At 72.1% G+C, this 16,619-nt stretch carries 15 protein-coding genes; 9 read left to right on the top strand and 6 right to left on the bottom strand.

Annotated features, from left to right (window positions below):
• The first annotated feature begins 63 nt into the window (after window positions 1-63).
• Entirely contained in the window at window positions 64-1,653 is a 1,590-nt protein-coding gene (locus V6U86_RS15050; protein ID WP_334503480.1) for an MDR family MFS transporter, read from the top strand.
• A 131-nt stretch (window positions 1,654-1,784) separates the two neighbouring features.
• Here the strand turns inward: V6U86_RS15050 and V6U86_RS15045 are convergent, their stop codons facing one another.
• Entirely contained in the window at window positions 1,785-3,614 is a 1,830-nt protein-coding gene (locus tag V6U86_RS15045; RefSeq protein ID WP_334503478.1) for a tetratricopeptide repeat protein, read from the bottom strand.
• A gap of 188 nt (window positions 3,615-3,802) precedes the next feature.
• Between V6U86_RS15045 and V6U86_RS15040 the strand changes: the two genes are divergently transcribed.
• Window positions 3,803-4,834, top strand: coding sequence for an SIS domain-containing protein (locus V6U86_RS15040; protein WP_334503857.1), 1,032 nt, complete (start codon window positions 3,803-3,805; stop codon window positions 4,832-4,834).
• Between the two features lie 25 nt (window positions 4,835-4,859).
• Window positions 4,860-6,452 (top strand): histidine kinase N-terminal domain-containing protein, encoded by a 1,593-nt coding sequence (locus V6U86_RS15035; protein ID WP_334503855.1) that lies wholly within the window; start codon window positions 4,860-4,862, stop codon window positions 6,450-6,452.
• A 174-nt stretch (window positions 6,453-6,626) separates the two neighbouring features.
• On the opposite strand, the gene V6U86_RS15030 is transcribed toward V6U86_RS15035, so the two are convergent.
• Window positions 6,627-8,132, bottom strand: a complete 1,506-nt coding sequence (locus tag V6U86_RS15030) for a glycosyltransferase family 39 protein (RefSeq protein WP_334503476.1) — start codon at window positions 8,130-8,132, stop codon at window positions 6,627-6,629.
• Between the two features lie 37 nt (window positions 8,133-8,169).
• Window positions 8,170-9,195 carry an aldo/keto reductase family protein gene (locus V6U86_RS15025; RefSeq protein ID WP_334503470.1) on the bottom strand — a complete coding sequence of 342 codons (1,026 nt, stop codon included), beginning with the start codon at window positions 9,193-9,195 and terminating at the stop codon, window positions 8,170-8,172.
• 64 nt (window positions 9,196-9,259) lie between these two features.
• Here V6U86_RS15025 and V6U86_RS15020 point away from each other — a divergent pair, with 64 nt between their 5' ends.
• The 5 genes from V6U86_RS15020 to V6U86_RS15000 all read left to right on the top strand — a co-directional run bounded on the left by V6U86_RS15020 (window position 9,260) and on the right by V6U86_RS15000 (window position 13,987).
• Window positions 9,260-10,171, top strand: a complete 912-nt coding sequence (locus tag V6U86_RS15020) for an ArsR/SmtB family transcription factor (protein ID WP_334503468.1) — start codon at window positions 9,260-9,262, stop codon at window positions 10,169-10,171.
• 291 nt (window positions 10,172-10,462) lie between these two features.
• Window positions 10,463-12,175: a nitrite/sulfite reductase gene (locus tag V6U86_RS15015; protein WP_334503466.1), complete on the top strand. Its 1,713-nt coding sequence runs from the start codon at window positions 10,463-10,465 to the stop codon at window positions 12,173-12,175.
• Window positions 12,172-12,333, top strand: a complete 162-nt coding sequence (locus V6U86_RS15010; RefSeq protein ID WP_334503463.1) for a hypothetical protein — start codon at window positions 12,172-12,174, stop codon at window positions 12,331-12,333. The genes V6U86_RS15015 and V6U86_RS15010 overlap by 4 nt, the downstream gene beginning before the upstream one ends.
• Entirely contained in the window at window positions 12,330-13,088 is a 759-nt protein-coding gene (locus V6U86_RS15005; RefSeq protein WP_334503461.1) for a phosphoadenylyl-sulfate reductase, read from the top strand. The genes V6U86_RS15010 and V6U86_RS15005 overlap by 4 nt, the downstream gene beginning before the upstream one ends.
• Window positions 13,070-13,987 carry a sirohydrochlorin chelatase gene (locus V6U86_RS15000; protein WP_442934944.1) on the top strand — a complete coding sequence of 306 codons (918 nt, stop codon included), beginning with the start codon at window positions 13,070-13,072 and terminating at the stop codon, window positions 13,985-13,987. Before V6U86_RS15005 ends, V6U86_RS15000 begins: the two co-directional genes overlap by 19 nt.
• An 88-nt stretch (window positions 13,988-14,075) precedes the next feature.
• Here the strand turns inward: V6U86_RS15000 and V6U86_RS14995 are convergent, their stop codons facing one another.
• Both V6U86_RS14995 and V6U86_RS14990 read right to left on the bottom strand, forming a co-directional pair.
• Window positions 14,076-14,333: a WhiB family transcriptional regulator gene (locus V6U86_RS14995; protein ID WP_007072794.1), complete on the bottom strand. Its 258-nt coding sequence runs from the start codon at window positions 14,331-14,333 to the stop codon at window positions 14,076-14,078.
• A 447-nt stretch (window positions 14,334-14,780) separates the two neighbouring features.
• Window positions 14,781-15,731, bottom strand: a complete 951-nt coding sequence (locus V6U86_RS14990) for a diacylglycerol/lipid kinase family protein (RefSeq protein WP_334503440.1) — start codon at window positions 15,729-15,731, stop codon at window positions 14,781-14,783.
• Window positions 15,732-15,774: 43 nt separating this feature from the next.
• Between V6U86_RS14990 and V6U86_RS14985 the strand changes: the two genes are divergently transcribed.
• Window positions 15,775-16,164: a hypothetical protein gene (locus V6U86_RS14985; protein WP_334503438.1), complete on the top strand. Its 390-nt coding sequence runs from the start codon at window positions 15,775-15,777 to the stop codon at window positions 16,162-16,164.
• A 40-nt stretch (window positions 16,165-16,204) separates the two neighbouring features.
• Here the strand turns inward: V6U86_RS14985 and V6U86_RS14980 are convergent, their stop codons facing one another.
• Window positions 16,205-16,612 carry an ATP-binding protein gene (locus tag V6U86_RS14980; protein WP_030336681.1) on the bottom strand — a complete coding sequence of 136 codons (408 nt, stop codon included), beginning with the start codon at window positions 16,610-16,612 and terminating at the stop codon, window positions 16,205-16,207.
• Window positions 16,613-16,619 lie beyond the last annotated feature (7 nt).

Raw genomic sequence — 16,619 nt, 5'->3', positions numbered from 1 at the left:
CGGCTAGTAAGGTGACTAGCCGGGCGGCAAGTAAGTACGGGAATCCTCGGGGGGAGCTTACCCATGACTCAAGCAACACAGGCCGGCACACGACCCAACAACATACGGGTGGTGCTGTTCGGGCTGATGATCGCGATGATGCTCGCGATGCTCGACAATATGATCGTCAGCACCGCGTTACCGCGGATCGTCGGCGAGTTCGGCGGGCTCAACCACTTCACCTGGGTGGTTACCGCGTACGTCCTGGGCACCACCGTCTCCACCCCGATCTGGGGCAAGCTCGGTGACCTCTACGGCCGCAAGTCCGTCTTCCTGACCTCGGTCGTCGTCTTCCTGGTCGGCTCCGCCCTCTGTGGCATGGCCGGCTCCGGGATGTTCGGCGGCCCGCAGGACGGCATGGTCCAGCTCATCGCGTTCCGGGCCGTGCAGGGCCTCGGCGCCGGCGGCCTCATGGTCGGCGTGATGGCGATCATCGGTGACCTGGTCCCGCCCCGCGAGCGTGGGCGCTACCAGGGCATGATCGCCGGCATCATGGCCATCGCCATGGTGGCCGGCCCGCTGGCCGGCGGCTTCATCACCGACCACCTCTCCTGGCGCTGGGCGTTCTACGTGAACCTGCCGTTGGGCGGTGTCGCGCTGCTCGTGCTGATGACGACCATGCATCTGCCGAAGTACCGCACCGAGCACCGGATCGACTGGCTCGGCGCCGGTCTGCTCTCGGTCGGCATCACCGCGATCGTGCTCATCACCACCTGGGGCGGCAACGAGTACGACTGGACGTCGGCGCAGATCTTCGGCCTGGCCGTCCTGGCCGTGCTCGCGTTGGTGACGTTCGGCCTGGTCGAACGCCGCGTCCAGGAGCCGATCCTGCCGTTGGCGCTCTTCGCCAACCGCAACTTCGCGTTGATCTCGGTGATCGGCTTCCTGCTCGGCTTCGCGATGTTCGGCGCGATGAACTTCCTGCCGCTCTACCAGCAGACCGTGCAGGGGGCGTCGGCGACCAACAGTGGTCTGCTGCTGCTGCCGCTGATGTTCGGCATGCTGGTCGTCTCGTTGGTCATCGGCCGGGCGATCACCCGCAACGGCCGGTACCGGGCCTACCCGATCATCGGCGGTGTGGTGATGACCGGGGGCATGGCGCTGCTGTCCATGCTCGACACCGACACCAGCAAGCTGATGTCCTCGCTGTACATGATCGTCCTCGGTGTCGGCATGGGCTTCCTCATGCAGACGTCGATGCTGATCGCGCAGAACAGCGTGGAGCAGAAGGACCTCGGCGCGGCCAGCGGTGCGGCCACCTTCTTCCGGTCGATCGGCGGCTCGTTCGGCATCTCGCTGTTCGGCGCGATCTTCGCCAACCGACTGGCCAGCTCTGAGGGCGGTCGGGCCTTCGGTGGCGGCGAGGCCGGCGCCGGGATGGATCTGGAGAAGCTCAAGGAGCTGCCCGCCCAGGCCCGCGAGGCGGTGCTCGGCGGACTCTCCGACGCCATCTCGCACGTCTTCCTCTGGGCGGTCCTGTTCACCATCGTGATTCCGGTGCTCGCCTGGTTCATCAAGGAGATCCCGCTGCGCACCGCGAACGAGGCGCCGCCGCAGGCCACCCCGGAGGAGGACGCCGAGGTCGCCCTCGGCAAGGCCGCCCCGGTCGCGTAACACCCTCGCCCCGCCCCACACCCCGCGATCTTGCACTTTGTGCGGTTGCATAAGCCCTCTATCCGGGCAAAACGCCAACAGAAAGTGCAAGATCGCGGGGATGAGGCGCGGGGCAGGGCGGGCAGGGTGGGTTAGGGGCGGCGGGTTAGGCGTTGCCAGAGGCGGCGTAGGGGGTTGCGGGGGCGGGGCAGCTGCGGGGATTGACTGGCCAGCAGTTCGGTCGCCAGTGCCGCCGTCGCCGGGGCCAACTGTGGGGCGGCGAGGGCCAGGTGAGCCAGCGAGGCGGCGATCGGGACCGGTCGGCTCCGCGCCACGTCAGCGACGTCGGCCAGCCGCTCCGCCACCACCCGGGCCACGTCCGGCCGGACCGAAGGGTCCACCCAGGCCGCGGTGACGAGGGCGAACAACGCTGCCTCAGTGACCCAGTCCTCGACGCCCCAGATCAGATCGAGCAGCACCCGGCGTCGGGTCGAGCCCTCCCACGGCTCGTCGGTGCGGTGGTGCAGCAGCCCCAGACAGGCCCACACCTGCACCCCACGGACCCAGACCGACGGGTCGTGGGCGGCCAGCAGCCGACCCACCCCGCTGGCCGGCGCCGCCGGCGGGTGCACCAGCAGGCCGAGCAGGTCGGCCAGATCCAGGCCGGCCAGGCCCACTGCGGCGTCGTACGCCGCCGGTGGATGCGCCCACGCCGGGTGGGCGATCTGCCCGATCCGTTCGACCGCCGCCGCCGAGGGTGCCGCCAGCGCGGGCGTGGGGACGGCGTCGGCGTAGTGCCACAACCGCTGAGCGGATGCCCGTCGGGGCTCGCGCGGGTCGGGCTCCGGCGCGCCGAGAACCTCGATCCGCAGCCCGGGGGCGGTGGAGATCGCCGTCCCGACCGCGCTCGGCGGGGCGGCGGCGGGCAGGCGTACGGCACCGCCGAGACCGTTGTCGTCGTTGGCCACCGCTTGGCGCATCGCGTCGATCAGGGGCCCGCCGGCCGGGGTGAGTTGGCCGAGCCAGGGCCGGCCCCGGCAGCACTGGGCCAGGTCGCCGTGCTCGTGGCTGTCGTCCGGGTGGTCCCGCACGAAGTCGGCGAGCGCGATCAGGTGGGCGAGGTCACCGTCGCGCAGGTGCCGCAGGCGGTGGGCGGTGTGCACCGCGCAGTCGAACGACGGATCGCGCGCCAGCGCCCGCTCGATCCACTCCAGCGCCTCGTCCAGGCGGCCGATCTCGGCCAGGGTGCCGGCGATGTCCGCGTAGATCGCCAGGTCGTCGGGGTCCAGCTCGACGGCCCGACCGAGAGCCGCGAGGCCGTCGCGGGTCCGGCCCGAGCTGCGGTACGCGTACCCGAGCCACACCTCGCCCATCTTCGAGGGCTGGGCGCGTACGCCTCGGGTGGCCCAGCGGACCGCCAGCTCGGCCTCGCCGAGGCGCCGGGCCAGCGCGGACGCCGCGCCCAGCAGCAGACCGTGTTCGGGGTGCACGGTGGCCGCGTTGCGGGCGAGGGTGAGGTACGAGGTCAGCGGGGCCCGGCCGATCCGCGGCACCGGGTCGGGCAGGGCAGCGCAGATCTGCATGAGGACGCGGGCGATGTGCTCCGGGTCCAGCCGTTCGGCCAGCTCGGGCGCGGTTACCCAGGGCACGCCGGCCCACTCGGTGCCGGGTGCGTACGCCGTGGCCGCGGCCAGTAGCTCCAGCCCTTCGGCGGGGCGGCCGGCGGTGGCCAGGAGGTGGGCGCGGGCGACGACCGCACCGACGAAGGTGTGGTGGTTGATCGGGAAGAGGTCGAGGCCGCCGCCGCTGGTCGCGGCGAGCCGGGCCAGCGTCTCGTGCACCTCCGGGAGGGTGGGGGCCTGTGCCAACGCGCCGGCGAGGTGGCCGGCGGCGTGGTGCAGGTCGCCCTCGTCGAGCGCCAGCCGGGCCAGCGCCAGCTCCTCCGTCACGGAGAGCGCGGGATCGTCCGTTCCCTCGGGCACGTCGTCCTCTCGTGGCAGTGAGACGGGGTGTAGCGGGTAAAGCTTAGTTGATATTGAGATCAACTGGTGATCATCTGCTCGATCCTGCTCGTTAATTTGCTGAGATGCGCTCAAAAGTGCAAGACTGAGCAAGAAGCGCGCGGCAACCGCGCAGGGGAGGGGTTTCCGTGACACGTGCAGGGGCTGGAATGGCCGCCGACATCGACGAGCAGCCGGCTGGCTACGCGCGCCTGCTCTCCGCTGCCAACGCCGCCGAGATCGCCCGGGTGGCAGCGGTCATCGCCGAACGTCGCCCACGGCACGTGGTCTTCACCGCGCGAGGCACCTCCGATCACGCGGCCCTCTACGGGGCCTACCTGACCGAGATCCGGCTCGGCCTGCCCGCCGGGCTCGCCTCGCCCAGCGTCGTCACCCTGTTCGGGGCCCGCCCCGACCTGTCCGACGCGCTGGTCGTCGGGGTCAGCCAGAGTGGTGGCTCGCCCGACCTGGCCGAGGTGCTGCGCGCCGCCCGAGCCTCCGGGGCGCTGACCCTTGCGGTGACCAACGCCCCCGACTCGCCGCTGGTCGACGTGGCCGAGCTGAGCGTCGACATCGCCGCCGGGCACGAGCGGGCGGTGGCCGCCACCAAGACGTACACCGCCGAGCTGCTCGCCCTGTTGATGCTGGTGGAGGGGATCCGGGCCGGCGACGGCGTGCTCCCGAAGGCCGAACGGGAGGCGCTCGACGCGCTGCCCGAGCTGGCTGCCCGCACCCTGGCCGACTGCACCCCGGCTCAGCTCGCCCCGCGCTACCGGTTCGCCCGCCAGTTGGTCACCACCGGTCGGGGGTACGCCTACCCGACCGCGCGGGAGGCCGCGCTGAAGCTGATGGAGACCTCGTACCTGCCGGCGCTCGCCTTCTCCGGCGCCGACCTGCTGCACGGCCCGCTCGCGATGACCGACCCGGAGGTTCCGGTGCTCGCCGTGGTCGGCTCCGGCCCCGGTGGCCGGTCGATGGGTGAGGTGCTGCCCCGCCTCGGCGAACGCCGCGCCGACGTCGTGGTGGTCGGCTCCGCCGACGTGCCGGGCGCGACCCGGCTGGCCGTGCCCGAGGTCGACGAGCGGTACGCCCCGCTGCTGGACATCCTGCCGATGCAGCGTCTGGCGCTGGCCCTGGCGCTCACCCGAGGCGAGGACCCGGACGCGCCGCGCGGGTTGAAGAAGGTCACCGCGACGATGTGAGGTGCGGCGTGGCACCCTGGTCACCGTGTCCACGCTGCGCGACCTCGCCGAGGAGCACACCCATCTCCGTCCGGCCGACATCGACCACCTGCACCGGATCGCCGGCGACTGGCAGCTGCTCTCCGATCTGTCCTTCGCTGACCTGCTGCTCTGGGTGCCGGTCGACGCTGACGGCACGTTCCTCTGTGTCGCCCAGGTTCGCCCGACCACCGCACCGACCGCGTACCAGGACGACCAGGTGGGCCGGATCGTCGGCGGGCCGGAGGTGGCCCACCTGGGGGTGGCGTACTCCCAGGGCCGGATCTGGCGGGAGGGCGACCCGGTCTGGTACGGCGACGTGCCGGCCCGACACGAGGCGATCCCGGTTCGGCTGCGTACCGCCGAGGGGGAGGCCGGTGAGGTGATCGCCGTGGTGGGGCGGGACACCAACCTCTCCACCGCGCGTACGCCCAGCCAGCTGGAGCTCAACTACCTCACCACGGCCGACGACCTGGCGCAGATGATCGCGGACGGCACCTTCCCGCCGCCGAGGCATCCGGGCGAGACCACCTCGGCCCCCCGGGTCGGCGACGGCCTGGTCCGGCTCGACGCCGGCGGGAAGGTCACCTACGCCAGCCCGAACGCGCAGTCCGCGTACCGCCGGCTGGGCTACGCCTCCCACCTGGTGGGGGAGGATCTGGCCGCGCTGCACCGCCGGCTGGCCGGTGACCCGTTGGACGGCACCGAGGCCTCGAACGGCATCCTGGCCGCGCTGCGCGGTGAGGCGCCACCCCGCCGGGAGATCGACGCACGAGGTGCCACGATGCTCACCCGGGCGCTGCCGCTGATGCCGGCCGGGGTGCCGATCGGAGCGCTGGTGCTGGTCCGGGACATCACCGAGGTCCGCCGCCGGGACCGGGCGCTGATCACCAAGGACGCCACGATCCGGGAGATCCACCATCGGGTGAAGAACAATCTCCAGACGGTGGCTGCGCTGCTGCGGTTGCAGGCCCGCCGGGTGGCGATGCCGGAGGCCCGTGTCGCGCTGGAGGAGTCGGTCCGTCGGGTCGCCTCGATCGCCCTGGTGCACGAGACGCTCTCCATGTCCAGCGACGAGGCGGTCGAGTTCGACGGCATCGTCGACCGGGTGGCCAGCGCGGCGACCGAGGTCGCGGCGACCGAGGTGAGCGTCGGCATGCGGCGGCGGGGCAGCTTCGGTGTGCTGCCGGCGGAGATCGCCACCTCGCTGGTGATGGTCCTCAATGAGTTGCTGCTCAACGCCGTCGAGCACGGCTTCCCGCCGGCCGACGAGGCGGACGAGGTGCCGGTGCCCGCCGCGTCCGGCATGGTGCCGGTCGCCGCTCCCGAGGCGGACCCGTCGCTGCGGCCCGAGGTGGTGGTCTCGGCGCACCGGTTCCGCAAGATGCTGCACGTGTCGGTGACCGACAACGGCCGCGGCCTGCCCCCGGAATTCGACGCCGAAAACGGCAGCCGGCTCGGCCTCCAGATCGTCCGAGCCCTGATCACCGGGGAGCTGCGCGGCACCATCGAACTGCGCGCCGGCGCCAACGGTGGCACCGAGGCCGTGCTGGTCATCCCGCTTGCCCGCACCACCCCCGACGGCCGCTCGCAGGCCTGACCCGTCCGGCCGCCTCCGGTGGGCGGGATCCGCAGCGGGAGCGGATGTCGGGATGGGAGTGATGTCTCTCAGTCATCAGGATGACTGAGAGACATCAGGCGCATCGAGGTGAGCGGGCCCGGTCGCCGCCGCACACCCGCACGTCACGGAACCCAGCCGGCGCCCCGCGACCGGTCAGCGGTCGGAGCGGGTGGTCAGCAGGGCGACGGTGAGGCCGGGGCGCTGCCAGACCTGGGCGACGGTGAAGTCCGCGCGGAGCGCGTCGCCCTTGGCGTCGGGCACGGCGGCCAGCGGGTCGGCCTGCCGGCCGGAGACGACCAGCCACACCCGCGTCGTACCGGCCAGGCACTGTGCCGGCTGCGGGCACTCGGCGGCCCACAGATCGCCGCGGCGTACCTCGTCCTCGGTGACCAGCACGTCGCGTGGTGGGTCGGCGAGGTGGTACTCGATGCCGAGGTCGAGGAAGAGCCAGCTGTGCCGGGGCGAGTAGACCACCGCGTCTCCCGGTCGCTGACCGTCCGCGATCACCCGCGCCGCCCCCGCGTAGTCAACCGGGGCGCTGCGCGGCCACTCGTGTGTGCGCCGCAGCGCTGCCTGGTCGGGCAGGCCGAGCAGCCCGGCCAGGAGGACCACGACGAGCGCCGCCGGTGCGGCCACGGCGGCCAGCGCCGCGCCCGCCAGCAGGCACGCGAAGGGCACCACGAAGACCAGATAGCGGGGCACCCACAGCGGTACGACAGTGCCGGCGGCGAAGAGCAGCAGTACGGGCAGCAGCACCGCGCTGACCGGCAGCACCGCGCGCCGCCCGAGCCGGGCCGCGCCCAACGCGGCGACCCCGACCAGCAGGCCACCCACCACACTGCTCTGGGCCACGCCGCCGGGCAGCGCGCTCAGGTCGTCCGGCCGGACCAGGTGCACCCAGTTCAACTGCCGGGACTGCTGGGCCCGGGCCTTGACCAGCAACGGGGTAGCCAACAGCGCGGCCGGCAGCACGGCGACCAGCCACCGCCATGCCCGCCGGTCCCGCTCGGCGTCGGGGCGCGGGGCGGTGCTGCCGGCCGCAGCCGGGCCGCGCCACCAGGCGATGAGGACGACCAGCGCGTGGGCGGCGAGCAGTGTGAGCGCGATCAGGTGAATGAGCCCGAGCGCGGCGACGGCGGTGGCGTAACCGGCCCAACGGGCCCAGCTCGGCCGGCGCAACGCGGTCACCAGCAGCAGTGTGGCGAGCACGGCGAGCATGGTGGCCAGCGCGTACGGCCGGGCCTCCTGCCCGTAGCGGGAGGTGCCGGGAAGCACCGCGAACAGCAGCCCGGCGAAGAGGCCAGCGCGCCGGTCGACGAGCCGTGCGCCGAGCACGGCGAGCAGCCCGGCCGCCACCGTCATCGCCAGCACGGCCGGTAGCCGCAGCGCGATCGTGGAGTCGCCGACGACAGTGGTCCAGCCGTGCATCAGCAGGTAGTACGGCCCGGTGGCGGCGTCGATGGTGCCGGCCAGCCGGGCCAGGTCGGTGGGCGAGCGGGTGGCCGCGCTCCACGTCGCCAGCTCGTCGCGCCAGAGCTGGGCGGAGCCCAGCCCGGACCCTGTCACCACCAGGGTCAGCAGCGCCGTGGGGAGCCAGACCGGCAGGCGGCGCAGCCGCTCCCACGCCGTCCCGGCCGACCTCTCGGACAATTGCCCCACGGTCCGAGCCTGCCACGGCCACCCCCTCCGTAGGGCGTCACCCAGCGGCAGGGGCCGGGCGCCAGGCGGACATCACGTCGTTCGGTCGGGCCGTCTTCGCCGGATCACGCTCCACGAGTTCGTCGAGCACGGCGTCGATCCGGGCGATCAGCTCGTCGTCGAGCCGTACCGTGGCCGCCTTCGCCGTCTCGGCGAGCTGCTCCGGCCGGGACGCGCCGACGATCGCGCTCGCCACGGTCGGACGGGCCAGCACCCACGCCACCGCCAACTGGGCCATCGTGCAGCCAGCCGCCTCGGCGACCGGTCGGAGCTGGCGTACCCGGGAGAGCAGCAGATCCGAGGAGTAGCGGGCGATGAACGAGCCACCGAAGCCGTCGGTGGCCCGGGAGCCGGCGGGCGGACGTCGGCCAGGTTCATACCGACCGGTCAGCACGCCCATCGCGAGTGGTGACCAGGCGAGCTGGCCCAGGCCGAGGTCCGCGCAGGCGGGCGACACCTCGGCCTCCACCACCCGCCACAACATCGAGTACTGCGGCTGGTTGGCGATGAACGGAATGCGCAGCTCGGCGGCGAGCCGCAGGCCCTCGCGCAGCTGCGGGGCGGTCCATTCGGAGGCGCCGACGTAGAGCACCTTGCCCTGGCGGACCAGATCGGCGAAGGCGAGCATCGTCTCCTCCAGCGGCACGCTGTCGTCGTACCGGTGCGCCTGATAGAGGTCGACGTAGTCGGTGCCCAGCCGGCTCAGCGAGGCGTGGCAGCCCTCGATGATGTGTTTGCGGGACAGCCCGGCGTCGTTGGCCCCCGGCCCGACCGGCAGGCACACCTTCGTGCACAGCTCGATCGAGCTGCGCCGGACGCCGCTCAGCGCCTTGCCCAACGCCTCCTCGGCCCGCCCGTGGGCGTACCGGTCGGCGGTGTCGAACGTGGTGATGCCCGCGTCCAGGGCGGCGGCCACGCACGCTGCCGCCGCGTCGTCGTCGAGCTGGTTGCCGTGGGTGACCCAGTTGCCGTACGCGACCGCGCTGACGCGCAGGCCCGACCGGCCCAGTTGCCTGTACTCCATACCGAGGATCCTCGGTATGGCCCCGCGCTGTCGCCGAACTGTTCGACCGTGGTCGAATCTATGGGTGATCGAGGTTCGGTTCTCGCCCGACGACCTCAGCCGGGTCCGGTTCGTGCACTCGCCGCTGGCCGAGCTGGTGGCCAGCTCCTGGGCGTTGCGAAAGCCGACGAAGTACTGGATGCACCGCCCGTGGCGGGAACGCGCGGAGCGGCTGCTGCCGGACGCCGGCCTGGAGCCGCTGCTGGCGGTGCTCAGGTCGTCCAACGGTTACGTGCCGGATTTCCTCACTCCGATCGGGGCGGCACCGAACCTGGCCGCCGAGCTGCGGGCGGTCGCCGGCACCGACCCGTCCCTGGTGCGCCGGCAACTGGACCGGGCCGGTGCACCCCGGCTGACCGCGGACGAGCTGGTCGCGCAGCTCCACCGGTACTTCACACTGCTGATCGCACCGGACTGGCCCCGACTGCGGGCGCTCGCACTGGCCGACATCCGGCGGCGGACGCTGCTCGCCGCCGAGCAGGGTGGGCGCACCCTGCTCCGCGAGCTGCACCCGTTGATCCGGTGGGACGGCGCGGCGCTGCGGGTCGCCGTTGGCACGACCAGGCCGGCCGGTCTGGACGGACGCCCGTGGACGCTGCTGCCCACCTCTTTCTCCGGGCCGACGGTGCACGCGATCATGGAGGGCGACGCCGGGCCGGCCCTCTGCTATCCGCCCGCCGGGCTCGGTGACCTGTGGGCCGCCCCGCCGCCCAGCGCCGCGCTGGGCGCCCTGCTCGGCGGTACACGGGCGGCGGCGCTGTCTCTGCTCGACGCGCCGCTGAGCACCGGTGAGCTGGCCGCGATGTTGGGTCTCGCGCCGGCGACAGCGTCGCACCACCTCACCACGCTGCGGGACAACGGCCTGATCGTCGGCGTACGTCAGGGACGGGTGGTGCGTTATGCCCGAACTGTCCTCGGCGACCAGCTGGTCGGCTGACCTGCGGCCCGTGATGTGGGATCCAGCACGCGGACATTGGCCGGCCCGGTTGGGGTGTGGCAGCATGAGCGCATGACCGCCGCAGTCGTCCGCCGCTTCGTGGCACGTCGCCACGTCGATTACGGCCGCGTGCGCAGCGCGATCTGTCCGGCCTACTGACGACGCCCGACCAATCCGTCTCGGGCGCGCTCGCGCCGGCTGTCTGAAGACACCGTTGTCCCGCCCGCTTCGCCGGGCCGGCCGCCGCGCCCCGCGTAACCCGAGGCACAGCAGACAACGGAGGACGCCGCGATGGCGGTCAGCAGCATCCCGGCCCGTTCCGAGGACCCGACGGCTCGCCCGACCCGAGCGCCGCGCCGGCCACGGGGTGAGGGTCAGTGGGCGCTCGGCCACCGCGAGCCGCTCAACCCCAACGAGCGGATCAAGAAGGACGACGACCCACTCAACGTTCGGGCCCGTATCGAAAACATCTACGCGCACCGCGGCTTCGCCTCCATCGACCCGCAGGACCTGCGGGGCCGGTTCCGCTGGTGGGGCCTCTACACCCAGCGCAAGGCGGGCATCGACGGTGGGCGCACCGCGGTGCTGGAGCCGCACGAGCTGGAGGACGAGTTCTTCATGCTGCGGGTCCGCATCGACGGCGGTCAGCTCAGCCTGGCCCAGCTGCGGGTGATCGCGGACATCTCCCGGGAGTTCGCGCGGGACACCGCCGACATCACCGACCGGCAGAACATCCAGTACCACTGGATCCGGGTCGAGGACATGCCGGAGATCTGGCGCCGGTTGGAGTCGGTCGGCCTGCAGACCACCGAGGCGTGCGGCGACTGCCCGCGGATCGTGCTGGGTAGCCCGGTCGCCGGGGTGGCCCGCGACGAGCTGCTCGACCCGACCCCGGCGATCGACGAGATCGTCTCCCGGTACGTCGGCGACAAGCAGTATTCCAACCTGCCCCGCAAGTTCAAGACGTCGATCTCGTGGCTGGTGGACACCCCGTACGAGTCGAACGACATCGCCTTCCTCGGTGTCGACCACCCCGAGCACGGGCCCGGCTTCGACGTCTGGGTCGGCGGGGGGCTCTCCACCAACCCGATGCTCGCCAAGCGTCTCGGCGTCTGGGTGCCGCTGGCCGAGGTGCCGGACGTGTGGGCCGGCGTGGTCGGGATCTTCCGCGACTACGGCTACCGCCGGCTGCGCAACCGGGCCCGGTTGAAGTTCCTGGTCGCCGACTGGGGCGTGGAGCGCTTCCGCGAGGTGCTGGAGAAGGAGTACCTCGGTCGTACGCTGCTCGACGGCCCAGCGCCGATCCTGCCGTCGAAGCCGGTCGACCACGTGGGCGTGCACGAGCAGGCCGACGGGCGGCACTACGTGGGTGCCGCCCCGGTGGTCGGGCGGGTCTCCGGCGCGCAGCTCAGCCAGCTGGCCGACGTGGTCGAGGCGCACGGCAGCGACCGGGTGCGGCTCACCCCGTACCAGAAGCTGCTGGTGCTCGACGTGCCGTCGGAGCGGACGGAGGCGCTTGTCGACGCGCTGCGCGGGATCGGTCTGGAGGCCCGGCCGTCGGCCTGGCGGCGCGGCACGATGGCGTGCACCGGCATCGAGTACTGCAAGCTCGCCATCGTCGAGACGAAGGCCCGCGGCGAGGAGTTGGTGGCCCGGCTTGAGCAACGGCTGCGTGACTTCGACGCGGACATCTCGATCCATATCAACGGCTGCCCGAACGCGTGTGCACGCACCCAGGTGGCCGACATCGGCCTGAAGGGTCAACTGGTGGTCGGCCCGGACGGCCGGCAGGTTGAGGGTTTCCAGGTGCACCTGGGCGGCGGGCTGGGCATGGCCCAGGGGCAGACCGCCGGTTTCGGCCGCAAGCTGCGCGGCCTGAAGACCACCGCCGACGAGCTTCCGGAGTACGTGGAACGGCTCGCCCGCCGCTACCTGGCCGGTCGGAGCGAGGGCGAGACGTTCGCCAACTGGGTGATCAGAGTCGACGAGGAGGAACTGCGGTGAGCAGCGAGAACCGAGCGGCACCTCTGTACTGCCCGTACTGCGGCGAGGAAGACCTGCGGCCGCACGAGGCGGGGCACGGCGCCTGGGAGTGCCACGCCTGCACCCGGGTCTTCTCGGTGAAGTTCACCGGGCTGCTCAGCCGGACGGTGACCCGATGAGTCTCGTCTCGGCGGCGAGCCTGCGCCTGGTGGGGCCGGGCGCGACCCCGGCCGACCCGACCCGTCGCAGCCCGGACGAGCTGCGGGCCCTGGCCGAGCGGGCCGCTCGGGACCTGGAGGGCGCCCCGGCGCTGGAGATCGCCCGCTGGGCGGCGCAGACCTTCGGTGAGCGGTTCTGCGTGACCAGTTCGATGGCCGACGCCGTGCTGGCGCACCTGGTGTCCCGGGTGGCCCCCGGCGTGGACGTGGTCTTCCTCGACACCGGCCTGCACTTCCCCGAGACGCTGCGGGTACGCGACGAGGTGGCCCGGACGCTGCCGGTGAACGTCCGGTCGATCCGTCCCCGGCTCACCGTCGGCCAGCAGGACGGCCAGTACGGTCCCCGGCTGTTCAACAAGTCGCCGGACGACTGCTGCCAGCTGCGCAAGGTGGAGCCGTTGGAGCGGGCGCTGACCGGGTACGACGCCTGGGCCGCCGGTCTGCGCCGGGACGAGTCCCCGACGCGGGCCAACACACCGGTGGTGACCTTCGACGCGCGCCGCGGCAAGGTCAAGGTCAACCCGATCGCCGCCTGGTCGCAGCGGGATGTGGACGCCTACATCGCCCGCTTCAACGTGCCGGTCAACGAGCTTTTCAAGCAGGGGTACGGGTCGATCGGCTGCTGGCCGTGCACCCGCCGGACGAAGGCCGGCGAGGACGCGCGGGCCGGCCGGTGGGCCATGTTCGAGAAGACCGAGTGCGGGCTGCACATCTGACCTCCACGGGGACGCCCCTGACCGGTGCGGCCGGCGGGGCGGACCCGGTGGTGCTGGTCGCGCACGGCAGCCGTGATCCACGAGCGGCCGATGCCACCCGGGCCCTGGCTCGGGCGGTGTCGGCGGCCCGGCCGGGCACACCGGTGTGGGCGAGCTGGCTGGACCACACCGAGCCGGGGCCGACCGAGGTGCTGCGTGAGCTGGCCGTTGCCGGTCACCGCCGGGCGGTGCTGGTGCCGCTGCTGCTGACCGCCGCGTACCACAATCGGGTGGACATTCCGGCGGCGGTCGCCGCGGCGACGCAGTCGGGGCCACCGCTGGCGGTACGGGTGACCGATGTGCTCGGCCCGGCGGACCACACGCCCGATCCGGCGCTGCTGGCCGGGCTGTGCCGTCGGCTGGGCGAGACGCGTCCGGGTGGCTCCGACGCGGTGCGTCCGGGTGGCTCTGGCGCGGTGCGTCCGGGTGGCTCTGGCGCGGTGCGTCCGGGTGGCTCTGGCGCGGTGCGTCCGGGCGGCTCCGACGTGTTGCGTCCGGGTGGCTTCGACGCGTTGGTGCTGGCCGCGGCGGGCACCCGGGACGCTCGGGCGCGTCGTTCGGTGGGCCGGGTCGCTGATGCGCTCGGCGTGCGGTTCGGGGTGCCCTGCCGGGTGGCGTACGCGTCGGCGGCTCCACCGGCGGCTGGCGTGGCGGTGTCCCGGCTGCGGGCGTCCGGCGCGCGCCGGGTCGCGGTGTCCGCGTACTTCCTGGCACCTGGGTTGTTCCACGACGCGGTGGCCGAGGCGGCCGTGGCGGCGGGTGCGGTGGCGGTTGCCGCGCCGTTGACCGACGCACCGGAGTTGGTCGAGTTGGTGCTGCGTCGGGTCGACGACCGGCCTGTGCCGGCGTCGACTGGGTGACCCGTACCGGCACGGTCATCCGGTGCCGGAGACAGCGGAACGCCCCGGCGGGCGAACCCACCGGGGCGTACAGCTGTGTCGTTGGGGATCAGGCGGAGTGAGCGCGCAGCACCCGGAGACCGCCGCGCCGCTTGACAGCGCGCCGCTCCTCCTCGCTCATTCCGCCCCAGACGCCGGCGTCCTGACCAGACTCGAGTGCCCACTGAAGGCACTGGTCGGTCACGGAGCAGCGCCTGCAGACGGCCTTGGCCTGCTCGACCTGCAGGAGAGCCGGTCCGGACGTCCCAATCGGGAAGAACAGCTCCGGGTCCTCGTCGCGGCAGACAGCATGGTGACGCCAGTCCATGGCGGCAACACTCCTCATTCTGGATGGGTGGCAAATATTGCTTGTCGTGCTTTTCCTATATGCATCCGCAGTGCCGAGGTGACAGTTAGCGTTCGTCCATTCGGCAGTGCGTGAGCAGGCGGTTAGCGCCGGGGACCTGCTGGAACAGCTCAACCTGACGAGCATATCCAGGCAATGTCCCGGTAACTCAAGTTCGCTTGTGAATACTTTCACGAACAGTCGTGATGTCAAGGGTGACGCTCGGAAAAACTCCGGGCGGTGAGCAAGCCCACAACCCGTTTGTCCGGGTTTCCGCGCTTTCCTGGTTACCCGGCGTGCCACAGTCGAGGATCAATATAGTACAGTCCGCGTGACATTGCTGACATTTCCGGCACCTGCCCCTCGGTGTGGCGGCGACCAGGCCGATCGGTTGTGGCCACCGTGTCGACCAAGGGCAGTACCCGAGACCTAGCAGATTACTCTCAGTGCGGCGGGAACGGAGGTGAATCTGACTTTCTCCCGCTCGCCGAGATAGTCCCCGTCCAGCTGGAACGCCTGCGGGCGGCTGGAGACCAGGGTGAACTCCGCCGTGTCATGGAGTCGTAACACCTGTCGGCCGCGCGGATCCGGCTGCCGGGACAGGAACTGCGTCACTGTCCGTGTTGTGCTAGCCACCCGGAGCTGACGCAACGCCAGCACATCCAGCCCGAGGTCGAACGACGCCTCCGGGTTCGGGTTGACCTCCCGGTCGCCCAGGTACGTCCAGGGAGCCGTGTTCTGGATGATGACGGTGGCCAGCTCGGCCTCCGCCGGCTCGCCCGGACGCTCCAGGACGATCGCCGGATGCCGCCGGTCCGAGGCGAGGAAGTACTGGTTCATGATCGAACGCAGGTAGAGCGACGGCGTGGACACCCGCCCCTTCCGCCGGGCCTGCTCCACCCGGTGGATCACCGCCGCGTCCAGGCCGAACCCGGCGCAGAAGGTGAAGTAGCGGTCGTCGGCGCGGCCCAGCCCCACCGTCCGGCTCCGGCCCAACCGAAGCCCTTCCAGGATCATGCTGGTCGCCTCCGGCCACTCCCGGGGCAGCCCCACCGCGCGGGCGAACACATTGGTCGAGCCACCGGGGACGGTCGCCAGCGCGGGCAGTCGCTCGGCAATCGGCGCGTCGCCGGCGCGAGTCGGTGGTTCGGCCGTCATCAGGCCGTTCACCACCTCGTTGACCGTGCCGTCGCCACCCAGGGTGACGACCAGGTCGACCCCCTCGGCGGCTGCCTCCCGGGCCAGTGCCACGGCGTGCCCGCGCCGACGGGTGTAGCGCACGCTGAGATCGACTTCGCTGCGCAGCGCCCGGACGAGCACGTCCCGGCTGCGTTCGCTGGTGGTGGTGGCCTTCGGATTGACCACCAGGACGGCCCGCATGGGCGGCACTGTACCTTCCGGTGGCCCGGGTATCGTGGCGCGCGTGACCATCGACTCGGCCCCGATCCCCGTCACGCTCCGCTGGGCGGTCCGGCTGCTGTGGGCAGAGGCGGCCGTCGTCGGGCTCATCGCCGTCTGGCTGATCTGGGCCGACCTCACGGCCACCCGCACCGACCTGCTGGCGGCGTTACTGGTGACCGGGTTCGCGATCGGGGCGGCGGCCGTGCTCTGGGCGCTGGGCCGCGCGCTGCTGCGCCGTCAGGCGGGCGCACGCGCCCCCGCCATCGTGCTCCAGCTGATGCTGCTGCCGATCGGTTGGTTCATGATTCAGGCAGGCCTGGGCTGGCTGGGCGTGCCGCTGATGGCGCTCGGCCTGGGCGTGGGCTGGCTGCTGGTCTGCCCGCCGACGACACGCGCCCTCGGCTTCGAGTGACCGCCCCGGTTCGAGTGACCGCGCCGGCGGGTCGGGCCGGTCAGTAGCCGCCGGAGCGGCGGGTGAGCAGCGCGATCGTGGCCCGACCGTCGGCGGACGTGGCGGACGCCGAGGTGGTCAGCGCGGTGAGCACCTTCCAGGCGAAGGACGACTCGGCGGGCAGGGTGGCACCGCGCACGGTCGGCACTGTCACCTCGACGGTCAGCGCGTCCTCGGTGACCGCGAAGCGGCACTCCAACTCGGCGTCACGGGTGGCGATGGCGAGCAGCATGGCGCACGCCTCGTCGACCGCGATGCGCAGATCCTCGATCTCGTCGAGCGCGAACTGCAACCGGGCCGCGAGACCGGCGGTGGCGGTGCGGAGCACGCCGAGGTAACCGCCGTCGGCGGGCACCGTGAGGTGCACCACGTCATCGTCGGTTGCTGGCTGGCCAGTCAGTTGAGTCACGCCTCAT

The organism is Micromonospora sp. CPCC 205558 (genome assembly GCF_036902955.1).
Classification (GTDB): Bacteria; Actinomycetota; Actinomycetes; order Mycobacteriales; family Micromonosporaceae; genus Micromonospora.
The sequence above is the reverse complement of the archived record's forward strand: the minus strand, read 5'-3'. Positions and strand labels throughout refer to the sequence as shown.

Excerpts from the sequence above, each read along its gene's own strand:
- V6U86_RS15050 (WP_334503480.1), top strand. The coding sequence starts at position 64 with ATGACTCAAGCAACACAGGCCGGCACACGACCCAACAACATACGGGTG.
- V6U86_RS15040 (WP_334503857.1), top strand. The coding sequence starts at position 3,803 with ATGGCCGCCGACATCGACGAGCAGCCGGCTGGCTACGCGCGCCTGCTC.
- V6U86_RS15025 (WP_334503470.1), bottom strand. The coding sequence starts at position 9,195 with ATGGAGTACAGGCAACTGGGCCGGTCGGGCCTGCGCGTCAGCGCGGTC.
- V6U86_RS15015 (WP_334503466.1), top strand. The coding sequence starts at position 10,463 with ATGGCGGTCAGCAGCATCCCGGCCCGTTCCGAGGACCCGACGGCTCGC.
- V6U86_RS15005 (WP_334503461.1), top strand. The coding sequence starts at position 12,330 with ATGAGTCTCGTCTCGGCGGCGAGCCTGCGCCTGGTGGGGCCGGGCGCG.
- V6U86_RS14995 (WP_007072794.1), bottom strand. The coding sequence starts at position 14,333 with ATGGACTGGCGTCACCATGCTGTCTGCCGCGACGAGGACCCGGAGCTG.
- V6U86_RS14990 (WP_334503440.1), bottom strand. The coding sequence starts at position 15,731 with ATGCGGGCCGTCCTGGTGGTCAATCCGAAGGCCACCACCACCAGCGAA.